This is a genomic window from Polynucleobacter sp. AP-Titi-500A-B4 (assembly GCF_018688095.1).
Lineage (GTDB): Bacteria > Pseudomonadota > Gammaproteobacteria > Burkholderiales > Burkholderiaceae > Polynucleobacter.
In genome coordinates, this window is the sequence record NZ_CP061311.1 from 1,204,503 (window position 1) to 1,210,026 (window position 5,524).

Here is a 5,524-nt window from a genome sequence, read left to right on the forward strand (position 1 = left end):
CAACGTGACTAAACTGCCAGCTTCTGCAGTACCAGTCAGTGTTGGCGTATTGTCATTAGTGATACGGTCAGAAGCACTGCTACCGCTATCGATCGTAAAGCCAGCAATACCGATGGTAGGCGCTGTTAAGTCAACCGTAAATATTTGAGTACCTAAATCTGTAGTGCTTACGACTAAGTTATTTGCATCCAATACTGTTGCGGTAGCGGTAACTTGTTGTGTACCGGCTCCCAATGTACTGACGTCAACTTTAGAAAGCGTATAGGTCCATTGACCGGTTGCATCAGCCATCACCGGAATATTAGTCAAGCCACCAATATTGAGGGTAATAAAGCTATTAACAGGTGCAACACCTGAAACGGTTAAACCATTAGCTGAGTTGAACTCAGCATTATTGAGATAGTTATCGCCTGTTACAGCATCAAAATAGCTTGGCGCATTGTAACTAGCATTAGCAATGGCTAGGTCAACACTAGTGGCATTTGGTAAATAGGTAGCTAAATCCGCTCCACTTGAGATGGAGAGGCTAACGGCCTGTGAAATTTGTGTAGTCAAGCTACCCTGTGCCGCACTTCCAACCTGAATCACTTGGTTCAGTGCTTCCATCATTGTAAGGTTCGGATTGGCTACGATAGTTTCAATCGTGGAATTTGAGTCAACAATTAATGCAGACAAGCTATCAATTGCATTTGCGTAGGAATTTACTTTGGTAGTGCTTACATTCAGAGCAAGCAAGGAAGACTTCACAGCAGCTGTCAAATCACTAGCACTAGAAATAACATCGGCACTTAAGCTAGTGGCCATTTTATTTGCTAAGGCATCAAAGATGGCATCCCCTGCTTTAGTGCTAGATACATTCGCTGCTGCACTAACGAAGGCTGTTGCTTGAGCAATCGTATTTAGAATCTCTACACCAGCAGCAAATACTTTTTCAGCATCTACATCGCCAGCCAGGGCTGCTGCCACCGGATCATAGATAGATAAATCAAGAACTGAAGATAAACCAAATTGCGCAGCAAGTTTAGTAGAGGCATCAGTAACACTTAAGTTACCGTTATCTACCATTTTCTCAATCAAAGTAGTGATCGGAGTGATCACTGTAGATCCAGCCAATGCAGTCAACACCACCTGGGACTTAAGGCCAGTAGTCACATCGGTACCGCCTACCATTACCAAGTTACCAGTACCGCCAGTCAGGGTAAATCCACCAGTAGCATCAGTAATAGTCGATGACTCTCCAGAATCCAAGGTCATATTGCTATTGGCATCAGCGAATACCGTTGCACCTGAGATATAGCCGTCAATTGACTTACCATGAATGCTGATAGATTTAGCGCTGTTAATAGCAGCACTGTATTCAGATGAAGAGGAGGTATTAATCACAAACGACAAAGTTTGTGAATAGGATACGTCGTGTTCGCCCTTAAATTGAACGGTGAATGTTTCAACCTTATGACCGTCGGTAAACCAGCCAGAATGGGAATTTAAAGCAGAGGTCAATGCACTCTTCGTTACCGAATAGGTAAAGTTACCTTCGTCACTAAAAGTCAACTTACCAATAGTATTGTCGCTAGTACTCGATGTTTTTGAATACTCAAAGTTATCGGAAATTTCTACAGCACCTTTGAACTTCATCGTGTTACCAGAGGAATAGATTCCCTGGGTCACTGAACCTGTATATCCAGCGTTAATTACGACGTTTTCAGTCATGTGAACTGTGTTGCCAGACGGATCTTTGACGTCATAGCCAAGCACAATCGTTTTTGAACCACTAGTGACATGCGCTGCAGTTGGATCAATCTTAAGTAAATTGCCCGTAAGCAATAAGCCTAATGCAGATCCTTTTGCAGTTGTATAGTCGGATCCGTCAATTTTTAAGTTACTTATACTTAAACCACTGTTTCCATCCAAATCCGATACCTTAGAAATCAGATCAATGGTTTTACCAGGACCAGCAGCTGAGAAGGTATCTGTATTTACAGGATTTGAAGTCGTAGGCGCATCATTGATGCCATGGTAATTAAAAGTGAGCACCTTCTCGGTGCCATCACTAGATTTAACAGTAAAGCTTTCAACTAGGGTATCAGAGGCTCCAAGCTTGACTAACTGTGAATTGAGTACCTTTAATTCATAGCTACCGTCTTCTTTAACAGTCAAAGTACCGAAGTTTTTACCTCCAGTTGCACGGCTACCAGAATAATTACCAGCACGGAATGAGCTATCACCATCAGCATCTTCGCTAAAAAGCTTACCTCCCGCAGTTAAATAGGATGCCTTGTTGTATTGAGTAACATCATGGGAGTTGCCACGATCTTCAGAGATGACTGCAGCATCATTTTTACCGTTAATAGTAATGTTGATTTGCTGCTTTGATCCATCTGGTGTAGTAACCGTGAATGAATCATAAAGTTTCTGACCGTCATTTAACTTCTGGACCTTACTATTATTATTGTCTAAAACATAATTCCATTGGCCATCTGTTGTGACAGTAAATTTACCGTAACCAGACTCGCTTAAGGTTGCTGTACTAACAGCATTGAATACATTGTCTGTATTGTCAGCGTCGGTGTACGTTAGAGTCCCGGTAGCATTAGGAGTGCCTTGGCCATTACTTACTCCAGCCTCAGTAACAGAACCAACAGTAGATCCTGTTATGACTGCAGCAGTATTAGTGCCTTTAATTGTAATGATGATTTCTTGTTTAGTTCCATCTACAGTACTAACAGTGAATTTATCCTCAAGGGTTCCGCCATCATTTAATTTTTTAATAGCAGCATCATTGGTATTAAGATCGTATGACCAGTCTCCATTCGCATTAATGGAATAACTACCATGCTCAGCCTTACCATGATTCACTTGATTAAAGTTAGCCGAACTATCAACATCTGTGGCGGTTAAATGCCCATCAACAGAAGTTTTGCCATCAACGTCTTTAAAGTTCCTATACCCATGGTCATCTTTATCATCTGATAGAACAACTCCAGGCTTAATCACCATGCCAGTAGATTCACCAGTAATCACCGCCGCATCATTGCTGCCAACAATACTCACAGTGATATCTTTACTGTCTGTCCCGCCAAATTCATCGACAACCTGCACCTGGTAAACGAGCTCTAGCGTCTGACCTACGTTTAAGAAATCAAGCTTGGCATCATCAATAGTAAACGCCCAATTGAACTTACCAGCACTGCTATTAGGTGTATCACCTTGTACAAAGATCGATGGCTCAGAAGCCTCATAACCCTCAAGGGTAAACATGCTTTCTGCAATTACCTTTTGAATACCAAGTAACTGCGCCTCAGATGCTGAACCTAAGACATTATTTCCATGAATGTCTAAGAAACGAATGTGATTGGACTCATTGATAACAATGGTAGTAGTTGAACTATTTTCGGAAGTATCATCTGAATTACTTTCGGAAGACTCTTTAGAGGACTCTTCTTGATCATCCCCTTCAGAGGGGCAGCTGGAATCAGAATCATCTTCTGATTCACCATGCGATCCTGTTGTATCTACCGTGAAACTGAGAGATGGAGACTCTAAGACACTGACAGTGTGCATATCAGTTAAATCAACATCAGTAAAGTCGATGACACCAGTTGCCTCAGCTTGACTAGAGAATCCTTCTTGGTAGCTACCATCAGCCTCTTCAGCGGCAAATACAGGCTTATCATTCGAACCAGTCACCGTAATAATGATCGACCTAGTGTTCGATTCACCAAATGCATCGGCCACTTTTACATCGTAAGTCACTGTTAAGGTTTCATCTTGCCCCAAGAAATCAAAGGCTTCATCGTCAGCACTAAAGCTCCACGAAACCAAACCATTTCCAGAGCCAGTACTATCATCACCCTCTGCCAATGTGACGGTAAGCGCACCATCAAGAGTAGTATGTAAATCAGTTACTTGTTGCTCGGACAATTGCTGGGCATCTAGATCATTTGGATTCCACACGATGGACTGGGCAGCATGCTCTGCTGTGTCGTTACCCAAAACAGTCACCGTATGAACATCACTTAAATCAACATCAGTAAAGCTTAATGTGCCACTAATAGCATCACTAGGATCTACATTTGAATTATCAGATTCGTCTTTTCCTGCGGTATAGCCTTCTTGCTCAAATACTGGCTGGGCATCACCAGCAGTAATTACCGGTAGATCATTGCTGCCAGTAATAGTAATTTTTACATCTTGAGTACCCGTAGCGCCAGAAGGATCTTCAACTTTGACCTGGTAGATGAGCTCCAGTTTCTGACCTTCGCTGAGAAAATCTAAATTGGCATCGAGAACATCGAATTTCCAATCGATTTTTCCAATTCCAACACCAGTACTGTCATCATGAACACCAGTATTTGCGATATGCCAATAACCATCAAATTTGTCTAAATTTTCGATGGTGAATTTGCCGCTAGTAATGACCTGCTGAATAGCAGTCAATTGAGCAACTGAGGCATCTTTCAAGACATCTACATATTCTCCGTTGCCTGAAATTTCGAGGAGATGTACATGATTAGCAATAAATCCAGATGTTTTTGTAACATCATCATCGCCTTGCTCTACTGAGTCATCCTCAGTACTACCATCTGATTCATCTCCACTACCTGTAATGAGTTCTAGGGTTGGATCTGAGTGGGTAACGATATGATTATCGGTAATATCTAAATCAACAAAGCTTAAAGTCCCCGTAGCACTATCATTAGATTCTGGCTGTAGTGGGACCTCACCTGAGCCTGTATAGGTGCCATCTGTGTAGTCTTCTTGCTCACTAAAAGCGCCACTACTTACATCTCCTTCCGTGACCTTAAATGTAGGGGCATCATTGCTGCCCACTATAGTGATTGTGATGGTTTTAGTATTGGATTCTCCGGAACTATCATCAACCACCTGTACGTCATAGGTCACAGTTAAAGTTTCACCTACACCAAGGCCATCAAACATTTGGTCGTCACCACTGAAGCTCCAGGCTAATTTACCTTCACCAGAGTCTGTGCTGTCAGTATCAACCGAGACTGTCAGTGCCCCATCCAACATTTCATGCATACCAGCATAGAACTTAACCAATTGTTCTTCTAAAAGTGTTTCGGTATAGCTGGTACTAGAGAATTCTATTGTTTGAGCAACAGGTGCATCAGGATTATCAGGATTTCCCAGTACCTTGACTTCATGGGTATCGGTTAAATCAACATCAGTAAATGTGAGAGCTCCATGAGCAAGCTCAGTAGGCAATCCAATTGGATCACCTTTGCTATCTATATAAAGCGGGTTGCCATAAGCATCTAAATCAGAGCTATAGCCTGATTGTTCTCTGTATTCTCCCTCTGTGTCACCAGTTGTAATTTCTGGTTTGTCATTGGTACCGGTAATCGTAATGGTGATGGTTCTATCAACTGTACCGCCATTGCCATCATCTAAAGTAATCGTGAAGGTTTCTTCTTTGGTCTCATCTATAGCAAGGTATTCCACCTTGCTATCCGCAACCTTGTAGTCCCAAGTAATGACGCCACCAGTACCGTCAACGGTATCG

Annotated in this window: 1 protein-coding gene; it reads right to left on the minus strand. The window is 42.3% G+C overall.

Annotation, left to right across the window (positions count from 1 at the left end; all coding sequences use genetic code 11):
- Window positions 1–5,524: VCBS domain-containing protein (locus FD968_RS06175; RefSeq protein ID WP_215364689.1), on the minus strand; the 5,524-nt coding region annotated here is incomplete at both ends.